This window comes from Aeromicrobium sp. SORGH_AS_0981 (assembly GCF_031453195.1).
Classification (GTDB): domain Bacteria; phylum Actinomycetota; class Actinomycetes; order Propionibacteriales; family Nocardioidaceae; genus Aeromicrobium.
In genome coordinates this window covers 814,970-830,292 of record NZ_JAVIZD010000001.1, presented here as the reverse complement: position 1 = coordinate 830,292, position 15,323 = coordinate 814,970, and the positions used below count along the sequence as shown (strand labels likewise).

The 15,323-nt window shown below is 73.2% G+C and carries 16 protein-coding genes; 9 read left to right on the top strand and 7 right to left on the bottom strand.

The genetic code is table 11. The features are described from left to right. The first annotated feature begins 4 nt into the window (after positions 1–4). Genes QE370_RS04255 through QE370_RS04245 form a run of 3 tightly spaced genes read left to right on the top strand, consistent with a single transcriptional unit; the run spans position 5 to position 2,155 of the window. Positions 5–604: a YigZ family protein gene (locus QE370_RS04255; protein WP_253021425.1), complete on the top strand. Its 600-nt coding sequence runs from the start codon at positions 5–7 to the stop codon at positions 602–604. Between the two features lie 52 nt (positions 605–656). Continuing rightward, positions 657–1,607: a helix-turn-helix transcriptional regulator gene (locus QE370_RS04250; RefSeq protein ID WP_253021424.1), complete on the top strand. Its 951-nt coding sequence runs from the start codon at positions 657–659 to the stop codon at positions 1,605–1,607. Further along, complete coding sequence (locus QE370_RS04245) at positions 1,604–2,155, top strand: dihydrofolate reductase family protein (protein WP_309633561.1); 552 nt, start codon at positions 1,604–1,606, stop codon at positions 2,153–2,155. The genes QE370_RS04250 and QE370_RS04245 overlap by 4 nt, the downstream gene beginning before the upstream one ends. 7 nt (positions 2,156–2,162) lie before the next feature. Here QE370_RS04245 and QE370_RS04240 read toward each other — a convergent pair whose 3' ends face one another. Both QE370_RS04240 and QE370_RS04235 read right to left on the bottom strand, forming a co-directional pair. Continuing rightward, positions 2,163–3,290: a glycerophosphodiester phosphodiesterase gene (locus QE370_RS04240; protein WP_309633560.1), complete on the bottom strand. Its 1,128-nt coding sequence runs from the start codon at positions 3,288–3,290 to the stop codon at positions 2,163–2,165. Positions 3,291–3,352: 62 nt separating this feature from the next. Continuing rightward, complete coding sequence (locus QE370_RS04235) at positions 3,353–3,880, bottom strand: TetR/AcrR family transcriptional regulator (RefSeq protein WP_309633559.1); 528 nt, start codon at positions 3,878–3,880, stop codon at positions 3,353–3,355. A gap of 148 nt (positions 3,881–4,028) precedes the next feature. On the opposite strand from QE370_RS04235, the gene QE370_RS04230 reads away from it, so the two are divergent. Continuing rightward, positions 4,029–5,612, top strand: a complete 1,584-nt coding sequence (locus QE370_RS04230; protein ID WP_309633558.1) for an MFS transporter — start codon at positions 4,029–4,031, stop codon at positions 5,610–5,612. Between the two features lie 19 nt (positions 5,613–5,631). Here the strand turns inward: QE370_RS04230 and QE370_RS04225 are convergent, their stop codons facing one another. The 4 genes from QE370_RS04225 to QE370_RS04210 all read right to left on the bottom strand — a co-directional run bounded on the left by QE370_RS04225 (position 5,632) and on the right by QE370_RS04210 (position 7,692). Then, positions 5,632–5,841, bottom strand: coding sequence for a hypothetical protein (locus tag QE370_RS04225; RefSeq protein ID WP_309633557.1), 210 nt, complete (start codon positions 5,839–5,841; stop codon positions 5,632–5,634). Between the two features lie 15 nt (positions 5,842–5,856). Further along, positions 5,857–6,075, bottom strand: a complete 219-nt coding sequence (locus QE370_RS04220; protein WP_309633556.1) for a hypothetical protein — start codon at positions 6,073–6,075, stop codon at positions 5,857–5,859. Positions 6,076–6,085: 10 nt separating this feature from the next. Then, positions 6,086–6,658 carry a hypothetical protein gene (locus QE370_RS04215; protein WP_309633555.1) on the bottom strand — a complete coding sequence of 191 codons (573 nt, stop codon included), beginning with the start codon at positions 6,656–6,658 and terminating at the stop codon, positions 6,086–6,088. Positions 6,659–6,798: 140 nt separating this feature from the next. Beyond that, positions 6,799–7,692, bottom strand: coding sequence for a LysR family transcriptional regulator (locus tag QE370_RS04210; RefSeq protein ID WP_309633554.1), 894 nt, complete (start codon positions 7,690–7,692; stop codon positions 6,799–6,801). Between the two features lie 72 nt (positions 7,693–7,764). Here QE370_RS04210 and QE370_RS04205 point away from each other — a divergent pair, with 72 nt between their 5' ends. Then, positions 7,765–8,649 carry an EamA family transporter gene (locus QE370_RS04205; RefSeq protein ID WP_309633553.1) on the top strand — a complete coding sequence of 295 codons (885 nt, stop codon included), beginning with the start codon at positions 7,765–7,767 and terminating at the stop codon, positions 8,647–8,649. Positions 8,650–8,773: 124 nt separating this feature from the next. Here QE370_RS04205 and QE370_RS04200 read toward each other — a convergent pair whose 3' ends face one another. Continuing rightward, positions 8,774–9,322, bottom strand: coding sequence for a TetR/AcrR family transcriptional regulator (locus QE370_RS04200; protein ID WP_309633552.1), 549 nt, complete (start codon positions 9,320–9,322; stop codon positions 8,774–8,776). Positions 9,323–9,367: 45 nt separating this feature from the next. On the opposite strand from QE370_RS04200, the gene QE370_RS04195 reads away from it, so the two are divergent. Genes QE370_RS04195 through QE370_RS04180 form a run of 4 tightly spaced genes read left to right on the top strand, consistent with a single transcriptional unit; the run spans position 9,368 to position 15,263 of the window. Beyond that, entirely contained in the window at positions 9,368–10,975 is a 1,608-nt protein-coding gene (locus QE370_RS04195) for a carboxyl transferase domain-containing protein (protein WP_309633551.1), read from the top strand. Positions 10,976–10,982: 7 nt separating this feature from the next. Further along, complete coding sequence (locus QE370_RS04190) at positions 10,983–12,839, top strand: biotin carboxylase N-terminal domain-containing protein (RefSeq protein WP_309633550.1); 1,857 nt, start codon at positions 10,983–10,985, stop codon at positions 12,837–12,839. Beyond that, positions 12,836–13,798, top strand: coding sequence for a hydroxymethylglutaryl-CoA lyase (locus QE370_RS04185; RefSeq protein WP_309633549.1), 963 nt, complete (start codon positions 12,836–12,838; stop codon positions 13,796–13,798). The genes QE370_RS04190 and QE370_RS04185 overlap by 4 nt, the downstream gene beginning before the upstream one ends. Before the next feature lie 40 nt (positions 13,799–13,838). Continuing rightward, the gene (locus tag QE370_RS04180) at positions 13,839–15,263 is read left to right on the top strand and encodes an NAD(P)/FAD-dependent oxidoreductase (RefSeq protein WP_253021410.1); all 1,425 of its coding nucleotides are present in this window, start codon (positions 13,839–13,841) and stop codon (positions 15,261–15,263) included. Positions 15,264–15,323 lie beyond the last annotated feature (60 nt).

The following is a 15,323-nucleotide window of genomic DNA, read 5'->3' as shown; positions in this document are numbered from 1 at the left end:
CCTGGTGCCTGCGGGCTCGGCCGACGCCGAGCTCGAGGTCAGCCGTTCGCGGTTCGTCGCGCACGTCGCCCCGGTCGGCGACGAGGAAGCGGCTCGCGCCGTGGTCGGTGCCGTGCGGGCACGGCACCCGACGGCCGGGCACCACTGCACGGCCTTCGTCGTCGGCCCGGACGCCCGGCTGCGCCGCTCGAACGACGACGGCGAGCCGTCCGGCTCCGCGGGTCGGCCGATGCTGGAGGTGCTGACGGGACGTGGCGTGAGCGACGTGGTCGCCGTTGTGTCGCGGTGGTTCGGCGGGACGCTGCTGGGCGTCGGCGGCCTGGTGCGGGCCTACGGCGACGCGACCGCGCTCGCCCTCGACGCCGCTGGCACGCGGGTGCGTCGACGTCGACTCCTCGTCGACGTGACCGTGCCGGTGGACCTCGTCGGCGTGGTCGAGAACCGCCTGCGCTCCGGGTGGGACGTCGTCGACGTCGTCTACGGGACGCGCGTGGCGCTGACGCTCGCCGTCGAGCCAGGCCGCGACGGTGAGCTGGGCGCGACCGTCGCCTCGCTGACGTCGGGACGCGGCGACGTCTCGACGGTCGGCGAGACCTGGCGGTAGGTCAGCAAGAACGGTCGGGCGTGGCCCGGGTCGTGGCGTCCAGACTGGTCGCATGCCCGCTCCTCCGCCGGACCGTCTCGTCGCCCTGCTCGACGCGGTGCTGGCTGACGAGCGTCCTCGACTGGGGGACATGGCCGCAGGCGCGCACCTGTCCGCCTTCCACCTCTCGCGCCAGCTGAGCGCGGCCACCGGCGAGCCGCCCGTCGCCCTGCGCCGCCGGGTGCTGCTGGAGCGGGCGGCCTGGCAGCTGCAGCGCGGCGCCCGCGTCACCGACGTGGCCCTCGCCGCGGGCTACGACTCGGTCGACGGCTTCGCTCGCGCCTTCGGTCGCGCGTTCGGACACCCGCCGTCGCAGCTGCCGCCCGCCGTGGAGCGAGGGCACTGGCTCCCGGCGCCGAACGGCATCCACTTCCACGGCCCGTCGGTCCTGTACCTCGATGCGGGGGAGGCGCGGGAGCACCCCGCCGGCGACGTCCTGGAGATGCTCGTTCGGCACGACGTCGACGACGTCGGGGCGCTGCTGCGGGCGGCGCGGTCGCTCGAGGCGGAGGTGCTGGACGCCGTGCGGATGCCGGGCCACCGCCTCACCGACTGGCACGGGCCCGAGGAGACCCTGCGCGCCGTGCTGACCCACCTCGCCCTCGGCGTGGAGCCGTGGCTGGCCGTGGTGGAGGGCGGCGTGGCGCCGTCCGACCTCGGCGTCGTCAGCGTTGCGGACCTCGTCGAACGGCACGACGAGCTGTCCCCGCCCTGGCTCGCCTGGGTCCGCGACGTGCAGCGACGCTCCGCCTGGGGCGACGCCGTGGTCGACGCGCTGTGCGAACCCCCGGAGTCCTTCCGCCTCGGTCAGGTGGCGTCGCATGTGCTGACGTTCTCCATGCAGCGTCGGCACGTGGCTCGGTGGATGCTCGCGCAGGCCGGCGCCACCGACCTGCCCGACCCCGACCCGATCCTCTGGCACCGCCGTGCCGGGCACGACGACCCGAGAGGCCTCCATCCATGACCGAACGTCCCCGCGTCCGCTACGTCACCGCCACCACGCTCGACGGCTTCCTCGCCGACGAGAACGACTCGTTGGACTGGCTGCTGGAGCAGGACCACGACCCTGAGGGCGCCGGCGGGCACGAGCACATGGACGGTGCCGGTGCCCTCGTGATGGGGGCGACGACCTACCGCTGGATCGTCGACCACGTCGCGCGCTCGGGGGAGGACTGGCCCTACGCGCAGCCGACCTTCGTCGTCACCCATCGGACGCCGGACCTCGCCTCGTCGAGCGTGCGGCTCGTCCACGGCGCGCCGACGGCCTGGTGGCCGCAGGTCGTCGCGGCGGCCGACGGTCGGGACGTGTGGGTGGTCGGGGGAGGTGGGCTCGCCGCCGACCTCGCCGGGGAGGGACTGCTCGACGAGCTGGTCGTCTCGATCGCACCCGTCACGCTCGGGTCGGGCAGGCCGCTGCTGCCGGCGCGCCTTGACCTGCGCCTGCGCGACGTCGACCGCAACCGGGCCTTCGTCGTCGCCCACTACGACGTGCTGGGCCGCCGCGCGGGCTGAGCGCGGCTCAGCGGCGCTTCTGCCAGGCGGCGCGGGCTGCGACGGCGGAGTCGGGGTAGTCGGCGAAGACGCCGTCGACGCCGGCGTCGAAGTAGCGGAACAGCTCGGTGCGCACGTCGCCCTGCGCGTTCGGGTCGGTCCCGATGCGCAGGTCGGTGGGCAGGAACTGGTTCTCGTTGCGGATCGTGTAGACCACGACCTTGAGCCCGGCGCGGTGCGCGTCGGCGACGAGCGACGTGGGCGTCGTGTGCGCGCCCTTCGCGTCGCGGGGGATGACCTGGCTCTTGTCGGGCCCGATCCAGCGGGCGTAGCGGGCGACGGAGCGCAGACCCTGCGGCGTCGTCAGGTCGGCGTACGTCGTGTCGTCGCCGCGCGAGACCAGGTCGTACGGTGCGCCCGACGCCGACGTCAGCTGCACGAGCGGCACGCGGGTCCAGCGGGCGAGCTCCTTGAGGTTGGAGGTCTCGAAGGACTGGACGACGATCGGCGCGTTGCGCCGGTCCCAGCCGGCCTTGCGGATCGCGCGCACGAGCGGACGGTTCAGGTCGAGCCCGATCGAGCGGAAGTAGGTGGGGTGCTTGGTCTCGGGGGCGACCGCGATGGTGCGGCGGCCGCGGCTCTCGCGCTTCGCCAGCTCGACGACCTCCGCGAAGGTCGGGATCTCGAAGCGCCCGTCGTACACGGTGTTGCCCGGCCGCACCTGCGGGAGACGCTCGACCGCGCGCAGCGTCTTCAGCTCGGCGAGCGTGAAGTCCTCGGTGAACCAGCCGGTCACGTCGACGCCGTCGATCACCTTGGTGGTGCGCCGGTCCGCGAACTCCGGGTGCGAGGCGACGTCGGTGGTGCCGCTGATCTCGTTCTCGTGCCGCGCGACGAGGACGCCGTCCTTCGTGCTGACGAGGTCGGGCTCGATGACGTCGGCGCCCTGGCGGATGGCCAGCTCGTACGCGGCGAGCGTGTGCTCGGGCCGGTGGCCCGACGCGCCGCGGTGCGCGAAGACGGTGACGGTGCGGGTCGGCTTCTTGCCGTGCTGGACGACCGGCTTGTCGTGCGTGGGTGCGACCGGCGTGGCGACCGCGACGCTGGGGGTGGCGATCGCGCCGGCGGCGGCGAGACTGACAGCGAGCAGCTTCATGACACCAGGGCAGCCGCCGCGGGTGAACATCGGGCGACATCGCGTCGCCGATCACATGACGGTCAGAGGGCGCCGAGGCGCTGCAGCACGTCGCGCACGTGCTGGAGCGCGTTCTTCTCCGCCAGGCCGGTAGTGTCGTCGAAGTAGAGGCCGTCGCCGATGAGCTGGATGGTGCGGGCCAGGGGCTCGTCGCCGAGGTGCTCGTGCAGGACCACGAACCAGGCCTCGCGCAGGTCGGCGAGCGCGTCGGAGGCGCGCGTGTCGTTCTCCTGGGAGACGCGGGCGGCGGCGATGAGGGCGCGGTCGAAGTCGGAGCCGGAGTCGACGGACGTCTCGAGGTAGTAGTCGACCGGGCCCTGGGTCGCCTCGCGCATGGCCGCGGCGTCGCGCGCGCCCTGCTCCCGCAGCCGGGTGAGCATGCCGTCGACCAGCTCGTCCTTGCTGTGGAAGTGGTACAGCAGACCACCCTTGGAGACCTCGGCCTGCGCGGCGACGGCGTCGAGGGTGGCCGCGCGGCTGCCCTGGGTGACGAGGAGCGTCTCGAACGCGTCGAGCACGCGGTCGCGGGTGGAGCGCTCGGCCGGCGGCATGGCGTGAGCCTACCCGGCCGGCTGCGACACGGATCACCGACGCGAGCGTCCGCCCGGGTTGGGAACTGTACCGGCTGGACGGTATAGTGGAGGGCATGGTCCGGGCGTCGCCCGGACCCTTCCACGTCCGCCGAGAGGAGGCCCCGCCATGACCACCATCGACCCCCGCTTCGACGACACCCGTCCGTCGAGCCCCCACGCATCGGCACTGCCCGAGGTGCCCCCCGTGCGCGCGGGCCTGCGCGAGTGGTGCGCCCTCGCCGTCCTGATGATCCCCGTGCTGCTCGTCTCGGTCGACAACACCGTGCTCAGCTTCGCCCTGCCGTCGATCAGCACCGAGCTGCGTCCCACGGGCTCCCAGCTGCTGTGGATCGTCGACGTCTACGCGCTCATGCTTGCGGGTCTGCTCATCGCGATGGGCAGCATCGGCGACCGCGTCGGCCGGCGCCGGCTGCTGGTGATCGGCTCGATCGGCTTCGGCGCGGCCTCGCTCGTCGCCGCCTACGCGAGCAGCGCCGAGATGCTGCTCGCGGCTCGTGCGCTGCTGGGCTTCTTCGGCGCCACGCTCATGCCGTCGACGCTCTCGCTGCTGCGCAACGTCTTCCACCACGCCCACGATCGCCGGCTCGCCATCGCCGCGTGGGCGGCCATGTTCTCCGGTGGTGCAGCACTCGGCCCGGTGCTCGGCGGCTACCTCCTCGAGCACTTCTGGTGGGGCTCGGTCTTCCTCATCAACGTGCCGCTGATCGTGCTGCTGGTGCCGCTGGCGCTGTGGCTCGTGCCGGAGTCGAAGGACCCGAACCCGGGCCCGCTCGACCCGACGTCGATCCTGCTCGCGGTGGTGGCGATGCTGCCGGTGGTCTACGGCATCAAGCACCTCGCGAAGGCCGGCCTCGACGACGTGACGCTCGCGTCGTTCGGTCTCGGGGTCGCCGCCGGTGTGCTGTTCGTCCGCCGTCAGCGGCGCAGTGCGTCGCCGATGCTCGACCTCACGCTGTTCCGGAACCCGGTGTTCAGCGGGGCGCTCGCCGCCAACCTGTTGAGCCTCATGGGCCTCACCGGCTTCCTGTTCTTCGCAGCCCAGCTGCTGCAGCTGGTGCTGGGGCTGTCGCCGATGACGTCGGCGATGGTGCTGCTGCCCGGTCTGCTGGTCACGATGGCGTGCGGCTTCGTCGCGGTGCGGCTGGTGCGCCGCTTCCCGGTGCGCGTGCTGGTGAGCCTGAGCTTCGTCGCGTCGTCGCTCGGCTACGCCGTGGCGGCGTTCACGGGGCACCCGACGGTCGTGAGCGTCCTCGTCGCCTTCGCGGTGATGGGCGTGGGCATCGGTCTGGCGGAGACCCTGACGAACGACCTCGTGCTCGCGGCCGTCCCGCCGCACAAGGCAGGGTCGGCGTCGGCGATCTCCGAGACCGCCTACGAGATCGGTGCCGTGCTGGGCACGGCGGTGCTGGGCAGCATCCTCACGGCCACCTACCGGGCCGAGCTGACCGTGCCGGCCATGCTGCAGCACGGCGAGCGCGACCACGCGTTCGAGACGCTCGGCAGCACGCTGAGGATGGCCGACCGGTACCCGAACGAGATGGGTGCCGCGCTCGCGGAGTCGGCGCGCGCCGCCTTCGACCTCGGCGTGCAGCGGACGTCGGGCCTGGCGATCGGCGTGGCCCTGCTCGCCGCCCTCGTGTCGTGGCGGACCCTCAAGCACGCGCCGTCGGTGGAGAACGTCTCGCACTGAGGACGGGCTGCGTCCCCGTTCATCGGGGACGCGGCCGTCCGTAGTTCCAGACCAGGAAGAGGACGAGCGTGCCGAGGAGCACGATCGACCCGGCGAGGTCCCAGTCAGGTGTGGGATCGACGCCGACGAGGTGCCGCGCGTACACGTAGGCGAGCGCGAGCAGGGTCATCTCCGTCCAGTGGACGAGGATGCCGGGGATCGTGGTCCAGCTGCGGCTGGGGCGGTGCATGGCTACCTCCGGTGGTCAGTCGTGTTGATCGCGGTGGGGGCGTCGGTAGATCGCTCCGAGGACGGACGCGAAGGTCGTGAACAGCACGAGCTGGGCGTAGAGGCCCCAGTTCATGGTGGCGTCGACGTCGAGTGCGCGGCGCGCGGCGACGAAGACGAGGGCGAGTACGGCCAGTGCGAGCGCCTGGACGACGAAGCCCAGGACGACGCGCGGCACTGGCGAGGTGGATGGCATCAGGACGTCCCTATCCGAAGAACCTGCACCGGGCGGCGTAGTACGCGAGCGTCGCAGCCAGGCCCGCGGCGTTGCGCTTGACCCCCTGCTTCGCGAGGTACTTCACGGCGGCCTTCGCCGCCTCGAGGTACTTCTCCCGCCCGATGAGCGCCGCGATGGCGTTCACGTTGAAGATCGACCGGATGTCCCTGCCGACGCGGGCCTTCATGCACTGCATGAAGGAGCGCTTCTTCAGGGTCCGCACCTCCTCGCCGAACAGTGCGTCCGCCGACGCACCGACCTCCTCGGCCAGCTCGACGACGGCTGCGACGCCGAGGGTGTCCTCGAGTACCGCCTGGGCCTCGGTCGGCGTCGTGGCCGCCGAGAGGGCCGCCAGGGCATGCTCGAGCGTCGCGTCGTCCGTGTGCAGCTCGAGGCCGACCGTCCGGACGGCGCTCGCGCCGTCGAGACCGGTGTCGGGGTGCGGTGCGGACTGGGCGGGTGCGGACTGTGCGGGCGCGGACTGGGCGGGTGCGGACTGGGCGGGTGAGGCCAGCAGACTCAGGGCGAGCGCGCCGGCCAGCGCGGTGGCGATGTGTCTCATCGTGGTCCCCCTGGATCGTCGATGCCTCGACCCTCTCGACCTCCGAGGTCGACGACCAGACCTCTTCACGATGTCTGTGGATGGGATTGACAACGGCAGGTCCGGGCTGTGGGCAACGTCCCGGGGCGCTGGGGGACCGGTCAGGAGACAGCCGCGGCGAGGGTGTCGCGGAGGGCCCGGCGCGCCGGGTTGCCGGTGGTGGCCCGCCGCCACACGAGACCGATGCGGCGCTCCGGGACGGGGTCGACGACCGGCACGCACACCACCTCGTCGGGGAGCGGGCCGCGACCCAGGCGGGGCACGAGCGCGACCGCCACGCCAGCGGCGGCCAGCGCCACGTGCGACGCGTACTCGTTGTCGGTGAAGCGCAGGTCGGGTCGCAGGCCGTGCCGGGCGAACATGACGAGCAACCAGTCGTGGCAGAGGGTCCCGGCGGGGGTGCACACCCAGCGCTCCCGGACGAGGTCGCGCGGCGTGACGGTCTCGCGGTCGGCGAGGGCGTGCTCGCGGTGGACGACGAGGTCGGCCCGGTCGAGCAGGAGGTGCTCCTGCTCGACACCGGGCGGGACGTCCAGGTGCACGCTCTCCCAGTCGTGGACGATCCCGGCGTCGGCAGCGCCGCGCGCCACCTGCAGCACGACGTCGCGCGGGTCGGCCTCCGTCACGGTCACGCGCAGCTGCGGAGCCGACGCCTCCAGCGCCGCGAGCGCGGGGGCCAGCAGACCGCGGTGCGCCGTGGTGAACGTCGCGACGTGGAAGGAGCCCTGGGGCTGGTCGACGTCGTGCCCGAGGTGGCTGAGCGTCTCGAGCTCGTCGAGCACCCCCGCGCCGCGCTCGGCAAGCAGCCGGCCGACGTCGGTGAGCACCACGCCGCGGCCGACACGCTCGAGGAGAGGACGGCCCTGCTGACGCTCGAGCCGCTTGACCTGCTGCGACACGGCCGACGGCGTGTAGCCGAGCGCGTGCGCCGCGGCGACCACGCTGCCGTGCTGGTGCACGGCGAGCAGCGAACGCAGCGCACTCAGGTCGATCATGCACGAAACGTACATCGAATCGTGAAGAAAGCATCACTGGACCTACATCGTCGACCCGACGAGACTGAGCCCGTGACCCGCCGTGACAGCCTCCTTGCCGTGCTCGTGGCCGTGCTGTGGGGGTGCAACTTCGTCGCCATCCACCTGGGTCTGCGCGACGTGCCGCCGTTCCTGTTCCTCGCGATCCGGTTCGTGCTCGTCGCGTTCCCGCTCGTGCTGCTGGTGCCGCGGCCGAGGGCGTCGTGGCAGGCGGTGGTCGCGGTCGGCGTCTTCATGAGCCTGGGCCAGTTCGGTCTGCTCTACCTGGCGCTGGCGATCGGCATGCCGGCCGGGCTGGCGTCGCTCGTGCTCCAGGCGCAGGTCGTGCTGACGATGGTCATCGCGTCGCTCGCGCTGGGCGAGCGGGCCACGCGTCGCCAGGTCGGCGGGGCGCTCGTCGGCACGGTCGGTCTCGCGACCGTGGCCGTCGGCTTCGGTTCCGGCGCGTCGATCGTGCCGCTGCTCGTCACCGTCGGCGCAGCGCTCTCGTGGGCGATCGGCAACGTCGTGGCCCGTGCGGCGAAGGTCGAGTCGGGACTCTCGCTCGTCGTCTGGTCGGCGCTGGTCGTGCCCCTGCCCTGCCTGGCCGTCTCGCTCGTCGTCGACGGTCCTGCCGCCATCGGGGAGGCCCTGGCGGGGTTCGGCTGGACCGCGCTGCTCAGCACGCTCTACACCGTCGTGGCCGCCTCGCTGGTCGGCTACACGATCTTCAACGGCCTCGTCGCGCGCCACCCGGCGTCGTCGGTCGTCCCGTACATCCTGCTCGTGCCCCCGATCGGCATGCTCTCCGCGTGGCTCGTCCTCGACGAGGTGCCCAACCTGCTCGAGACGATCGGTGCGGTCGTCATGCTCGTGGGGGTCGCGGTGGCGGTGACGTCGGCGCGACGGCCCGTCGTCGTCGCAGCGACCGCGACGTGAGCGCGTCCTGGGCGGTGGATGTGCCACCGAACGTGCTGGGGCGGTAGGTGCCCCACCCTTCCGGCGGCTCGAGGCGTGCGTCACCCACCGCCAGCGGCCGAAAGGTGGGCAACCTACCGCCGGGTCAGGCGAGGAGGGCGGCGCGGGCCATGCGGGCGAGCAGGGTGCGCAGGGCGTCCTCGCCGATGCGCGCGCTGTGCGGGGTGGAGTTCAGCAGCCCGAAGACCGCCTGCACGACGGCCCGGGCCTCGGCGCGCTGCAGGTCGTCGCGCAACGAGCGGACGACGTCGACCCAGAGGTCGACGTAGGCCAGCTGCAGGGCCCGCACCTCCGCACGCGCGTCGGCGTCGAGCCGCGACCACTCGCGCTCCTGCACGACGATGTAGGCGGGGTGGCTGACGGCGAAGTCGATGTGCCAGTCCACGAGGGCGTCCAGCCGGTCCGACGCGTCGTCGTGCGCCGCAACCCGGGCGCGCCCGGTGTCGAGCAGCTCGGTGCTGATGTCGACCAGCGCCTGCGCCAGCACCTCCTCCTTGCCGCGGAAGTGCTTGTAGATCGCGGGGCCGGAGATGCCCGACGCCGCGCCGACGTCGCCCACGCTCACGCCGTGGAACCCGCGGTCGGCGAAGAGGTGCACCGCGCTGCGGGCGATCTCGCGTCGTCGGGTCGTCATGGGAGCACGATACCGCAGCAGGTTAATGGGTGTTAACCTCGCCGCATGACGTCCTCCCCGACGATGCGCGACCTGGTCGACCAGCTGCACGAGCGGCTCGCGGTGGTGCGTCGCGGTGGCAGCGAGGCGTCGCGGGAGCGGCACGTCGCCCGCGGGAAGCTGCTGCCCCGTGACCGGGTCGACCGCCTGCTCGACCCCGGCTCGCCGTTCCTGGAGATCGCGCCGCTGGCGGCGTACGGCATGTACGGGCAGGACGGCCAGGAGCACGCCGTCCCGTCCGCGTCGATCGTCACCGGCATCGGGCGCGTGGCGGGCCGCGAGGTGATGGTCGTGGCCAACGACGCGACCGTGAAGGGCGGGACCTACTACCCGCTCACGGTCAAGAAGCACCTGCGCGCGCAGACGGTGGCGCTGCAGAACCGCCTGCCCTGCGTGTACCTGGTCGACTCCGGCGGCGCGTTCCTGCCGATGCAGGACGAGGTGTTCCCCGACCGCGAGCACTTCGGCCGCATCTTCTTCCACCAGGCGCAGCTGTCGGCGCGCGGCATCGCGCAGGTCGCGGCGGTGATGGGCTCGTGCACGGCCGGCGGTGCGTACGTGCCGGCGATGAGCGACGAGACCGTCATCGTGAAGGAGCAGGGCACGATCTTCCTCGGCGGACCGCCGCTCGTGAAGGCCGCCACCGGCGAGGTCGTCACGGCCGAGGACCTCGGCGGTGGCGACGTGCACGCCCGCACCTCCGGGGTCGTCGACCACCTCGCCGACGACGACGCGCACGCGCTCGACATCGTCCGCTCGATCGTGGGCACGCTGGGCCCGGCGCGCACCCACCTCGAGCCGCAGCCCGCCCTGCCGCCGCGCGAGGACCCCGAGACGTTGCTCGACGTCGTGCCTGTCGACGGCCGCACCCCCTACGACGTGCGCGAGGTGATCCGGCGGGTCGTCGACGACTCCCGGCTGCACGAGTTCAAGCCGCTCTACGGCGACACCCTCGTCTGCGGGTTCGCGCACGTCGAGGGCTACCCCGTCGCGATCGTCGCCAACAACGGCATCCTGTTCAGCGAGTCGGCGCTCAAGGGCGCGCACTTCGTCGAGCTGGCCAACCAGCGGGGCATCCCGCTGCTCTTCCTGCAGAACATCACCGGATTCATGGTCGGGCGTTCGTTCGAGAACGGCGGCATCGCGAAGGACGGCGCCAAGCTGGTCACGGCCGTCGCGTCGAGCGTCGTGCCGAAGCTGACCGTGGTGATCGGCGGCTCGTTCGGCGCCGGCAACTACGGCATGTGCGGCCGCGCCTTCGACCCCCGCTTTCTCTGGACGTGGCCGAACGCGCGCATCTCCGTGATGGGCGGCGAGCAGGCCGCCTCCGTGCTCGCCACCGTCCGTCGGGACGGCGTCGAGGGGCGCGGCGAGGCGTGGTCGGCTGACGAGGAGGAGGCGTTCAAGGCCCCGATCCGCGCCCAGTACGAGGAGCAGGGCAACCCCTACTACGCCACCGCCCGCCTCTGGGACGACGGCATCATCGACCCGCGCGAGACCCGCCGGGTGCTCGGCCTCGCCCTGCAGGCCTGCGCGAACGCGCCCGTCCCGTCCTTCGCCGACCGACCCGATGCCGACACCGGTGCGCCCGGTTTCGGCGTCTTCCGGATGTGAGCCGACCATGACCGAGACCCGCCTGATCCGTACCGTCCTCGTCGCCAACCGCGGCGAGATCGCGCGCCGCGTCGTGAGTGCCTGCCGGGCCGCGGGACTGCGGAGCGTCGCCGTCCACACCGACCTCGACGTCACCTCGTTGCACGTGGCCGAGGCCGACGACGCCGTGCGCGTCGGCTCCTACCTCGACGGCGCGGAGGTCGTGGCCGCTGCCGTCGCGTCGGGTGCCGACGCCGTGCACCCCGGCTACGGCTTCCTGTCGGAGAACGCCGGCTTCGCGCGGGCCGTCGGCGACGCCGGCCTCGTGTTCGTGGGGCCGACGCCCGACGTGATCGAGCTGATGGGCCGCAAGGACCGCGCCCGTGAGGTGGCCGTGCGCGCCGGCGTGCCCGTGACGCCGCGCCACGACACCGAGCACGTCCCCGCCGACGCCTACCCCGTCCTGGTGAAGGCCGCTGCCGGTGGAGGCGGCAAGGGCATGCACGTGGTGCGTCGCCCCGAGGACCTCGCCGACGCCGTCGCCACCGCCCGGCGCGAGGCGTCGTCGTCGTTCGGCGACGACACGCTCCTGGTCGAGGCGTACGTCGAGGGCGGTCGGCACGTGGAGGTGCAGGTCTTCGGCGACACCCACGGCACCGTCGTGCACCTCTTCGAGCGCGACTGCTCCGCCCAGCGCCGCCACCAGAAGGTCGTCGAGGAAGCGCCCGCGCCCGACCTCGACCCCGCGCTGCGCGACCTGCTGCACCGCTCGTCGGTGGCGCTGTGCGAGGAGGTCGGGTACGTCGGCGCCGGGACGGTCGAGTTCCTCGTGGCCGCTGCCGTCGGCGACGGTGGGCAGGGGCAGACCGCCTACTTCCTGGAGATGAACACGCGTCTGCAGGTCGAGCACCCCGTCACCGAGCAGGTCACCGGCCTCGACCTCGTCCAGTGGCAGCTCGACGTCGCCGCCGGCCGGCCGCTGCCGCTCGCCCAGGACGACATCACCTGCACCGGGCACGCCGTCGAGGTGCGCGTGTACGCCGAGGACCCCTACACGGGGTTCCTGCCGCAGGCCGGACACGTGCTCGACGCACGGTGGGGCGGGCAGCAGGGGCACGAGGTCCACGCCGCGATCGAGGGCGAGGCTCACGTGTCGTCGGCGTACGACCCGATGCTCGCCAAGCTCGTCGCCCACGGCCCCGACCGCGACACGGCGGTCGACGCGCTGCTGGACGTCGTCGACGGGTCCGCCGTCGAGGGCATCGCCACCAACCTCGGGTGGGTGCGGCGGCTCGTCGACTCCGCGCCGTTCCGCTCCGGTGAGGTGCACACGGGATGGCTCGACGCCTACGACGGACCGCTCCTCGAGCGGCCCGACGTCGCACCCGAGGCACTGCGTGCGGCCGCGCTGCTGCTCGGCGAGCCCGAGGACACCTCGCCGTTCGGCCGGGGCGACGGCTGGCGCTCGGCCGGACCCGCGACGCCGCTCGTCGTGCACGTCGCCGAGCCCGACGGCACGACCCACGCCGTCACGGTGGACCCCCAGGAGGAGCACGCCGACGCCACCGCGCGCGGGCGTCGCGTCTGGGCCACCTGGCAGGGCCAGACCTGGGTCCTCGAGCAGGCCGACGCCATGCGACGCACCTCCTCGGCGGCGGTCGGTGACGCCGACGTCGTCGCACCCATGCCCGGGTCGGTCGTCGCGCTCGACGTCGAGGTCGGGGACGTCGTGATCGAGGGCCAGCGGCTCGGTGCCGTCGAGGCGATGAAGATGGAGCTCGCGCTCGTCGCCCCCCACGCCGGCACCGTCACCCACGTCGGCGCCGCGGTCGGCGACCAGGTCGCCATGGGCCACGTCGTGGTGCACGTGGAGGAGGACGCGTGACGGCCCCGGGGACGTCGACCGCCGCGGGCCCCGGAGCCCTGCCCGTGCGTGTGGCCGAGCCCGGGCTGCCGGCCCGCGTGACCATCTACGAGGTCGGCCCCCGCGACGGCCTGCAGAACGAGAAGACGGTCGTCCCGCTCGACGTGAAGGCCGCGTTCGTGCGCCGGCTGGTCGCCGCGGGCCTGCCCGTCGTCGAGGCGACGAGCTTCGTGCACCCGCGGTGGGTGCCGCAGCTGGCCGACGCCGCCGACCTCGTCGAGGAGCTGCGCGAGGGTCCCACGTTCCCGCACCCCGTCCTCGTGCCCAACGAGCGCGGCCTCGACCGTGCGCTCGAGGCCGGCTGCGCCCACGTGGCCGTCTTCGCCAGCGCCACCGAGACCTTCGCCGAGAAGAACCTCAACAGCACCGTCGCCGACCAGATGACGATGTTCGCGCCCGTCGTGCGACGCGCGCTCGACGCCGGCGCCGACGTCCGCGCCTACGTGTCGATGTGCTTCGGTGACCCGTGGGAGGGTCCCGTCGACCCCGGCGCCGTGGTGCGGGTCGGGTGCGCGCTGCTCGAGCTCGGCGCGACCCAGCTGTCGCTCGGCGACACCATCGGCGTCGGGACCGCCGGCCAGGTCGGCGACCTCGTGCGCCGCTTCGGTGCGGCCGGCGTCGGTCCGGAGCGGTTGGCGCTGCACTTCCACGACACCTACGGACAGGCCCTCGCCAACGTCCACGCGGGGCTGCAGGCGGGGGTCACGACGTTCGACGCGTCGGCGGGCGGGCTCGGCGGCTGCCCGTACGCGAGGAGCGCGACCGGCAACCTGGCCACGGAGGACCTCGTGTGGTTCCTCACCGGGCTCGGGATCGAGCACGGGGTCGACCTCGACGCGCTCGTCGCCACCAGCACGTGGATGGCCGAGCAGCTCGGCAAGGCGCCCGCGAGCGCCGTGGTGCGGGCGCTGGGCACCTGAGCGACGCGCTGCATCGTCCGCCCGGTGCGAGGATGAGGACATGACGTCGGCAGTGGTGGTGGGCAGCGGTCCGAACGGTCTGGCGGCGGCGGTACGACTCGCGCAGGAGGGTCTCGACGTCACCGTGCTGGAGCGCTCGGACCGGGTCGGAGGCGGCACGCGCACGTCGGAGCTGACGGTGCCCGGCCTCCTGCACGACGAGTGCTCCGCCTTCCACCCGATGGGCGTCGCCTCGCCGTTCCTCGGCTCGCTCGACCTCGAGCGGCACGGGCTGCGCTGGCTCTGGCCCGAGATCGACCTCGCCCACCCGCTCGACGACGGCCGTGCCGGGGTCGTCAGCCGCGACATGGACCGCACGGCCGCGTCGCTCGGCGTCGACGCGCGCAGGTGGCGTCGGCTGTTCGAGCCGCTCAGCGACGGGTTCGACGACCTGCTCGCCGACGTCCTGCGGCCCGTCGTCCACGTGCCGTCCCACCCTCTGGCGCTCGGTCGGTTCGGGCTCAACGCGGCCCTCCCCGCCACGTTGCTCGCCCGCCGTTTCGACGACGAGCCGGCGCGGGCGCTGTTCATGGGGGTCGCCGCGCACGTGTTCGGCCGCCTCGACACCCCGCTGAGCGCCTCCGTCGGTCTCATGCTGACCGCCGCGGGCCACCGGTACGGCTGGCCGGTCGCCGAGGGCGGGTCGCAGGCCATCGCGGACGCGCTCGTGTCGCTGCTGGAGGAGCTCGGCGGCACCGTGCGCACCGGCGTGCAGGTGACGAGCCTCGACCAGCTGGCCGACCGCACCGGTGCGCGTCCCGACGTCGTCATGCTCGACACCTCGCCGCGCGGTGCCCTCGGCATCGTGGGCGACGCGATGCCGTCGATCGTCGCGCGTGCGCTTCGTGCGTACCGGTACGGGCCGGCGGCGTTCAAGATCGACCTCGCGGTCGAGGGCGGCATCCCGTGGACGAACGACGACGTGCGTCGTGCCGGCACCGTCCACGTCGCGGGCGACGCGTCGGAGGTCGTCGAGGCCGAGGGTCGCACGGCGCGCGGCACGATGCCCGAGCGTCCGTTCGTGCTGCTGGGCCAGCAGTACGTGGCGGACCCGAGCCGTTCGCAGGGCGACGTGCACCCGGTCTGGGCGTACGCGCACGTGCCGCACGCGTGGCCCGGGGACGCGACCGAGCAGATCATCGGCCAGGTCGAGCGCTTCGCGCCCGGCTTCCAGGACCGGATCGTGCAGGTGGTCTCGAAGGGCACGGCGCAGCTGGAGGCGTACAACCCGAACTACGTCGGCGGCGACATCGGCACCGGCGCGAACACGTGGCGTCAGATCCCGCTGCGCCCCCGTCCGACGCTCGATCCCTACTCGCTCGGCGTCGAGGGCGTGTACCTCTGCTCCGCCGCCACCCCGCCCGGCGGCGGCGTGCACGGCATGGGCGGCTTCAACGCCGCCGAGACCGCCCTCCGCCGCCTCTGACCCCAACCCCCCGCCCGCCTGCACCCTTCCGCTGAGTGTGACGTTTGCGGGCCGAGAACG

Bases quoted from the DNA above. Each gene is read 5' to 3' on its own strand.
- QE370_RS04240 (WP_309633560.1), bottom strand. From the start codon at position 3,290: ATGAAGCTGCTCGCTGTCAGTCTCGCCGCCGCCGGCGCGATCGCCACC.
- QE370_RS04245 (WP_309633561.1), top strand. From the start codon at position 1,604: ATGACCGAACGTCCCCGCGTCCGCTACGTCACCGCCACCACGCTCGAC.
- QE370_RS04190 (WP_309633550.1), top strand. From the start codon at position 10,983: ATGACCGAGACCCGCCTGATCCGTACCGTCCTCGTCGCCAACCGCGGC.
- QE370_RS04210 (WP_309633554.1), bottom strand. From the start codon at position 7,692: ATGATCGACCTGAGTGCGCTGCGTTCGCTGCTCGCCGTGCACCAGCAC.
- QE370_RS04180 (WP_253021410.1), top strand. From the start codon at position 13,839: ATGACGTCGGCAGTGGTGGTGGGCAGCGGTCCGAACGGTCTGGCGGCG.
- QE370_RS04195 (WP_309633551.1), top strand. From the start codon at position 9,368: ATGACGTCCTCCCCGACGATGCGCGACCTGGTCGACCAGCTGCACGAG.
- QE370_RS04200 (WP_309633552.1), bottom strand. From the start codon at position 9,322: ATGACGACCCGACGACGCGAGATCGCCCGCAGCGCGGTGCACCTCTTC.
- QE370_RS04235 (WP_309633559.1), bottom strand. From the start codon at position 3,880: ATGCCGCCGGCCGAGCGCTCCACCCGCGACCGCGTGCTCGACGCGTTC.
- QE370_RS04220 (WP_309633556.1), bottom strand. From the start codon at position 6,075: ATGCCATCCACCTCGCCAGTGCCGCGCGTCGTCCTGGGCTTCGTCGTC.
- QE370_RS04215 (WP_309633555.1), bottom strand. From the start codon at position 6,658: ATGAGACACATCGCCACCGCGCTGGCCGGCGCGCTCGCCCTGAGTCTG.
- QE370_RS04250 (WP_253021424.1), top strand. From the start codon at position 657: ATGCCCGCTCCTCCGCCGGACCGTCTCGTCGCCCTGCTCGACGCGGTG.
- QE370_RS04225 (WP_309633557.1), bottom strand. From the start codon at position 5,841: ATGCACCGCCCCAGCCGCAGCTGGACCACGATCCCCGGCATCCTCGTC.
- QE370_RS04230 (WP_309633558.1), top strand. From the start codon at position 4,029: ATGACCACCATCGACCCCCGCTTCGACGACACCCGTCCGTCGAGCCCC.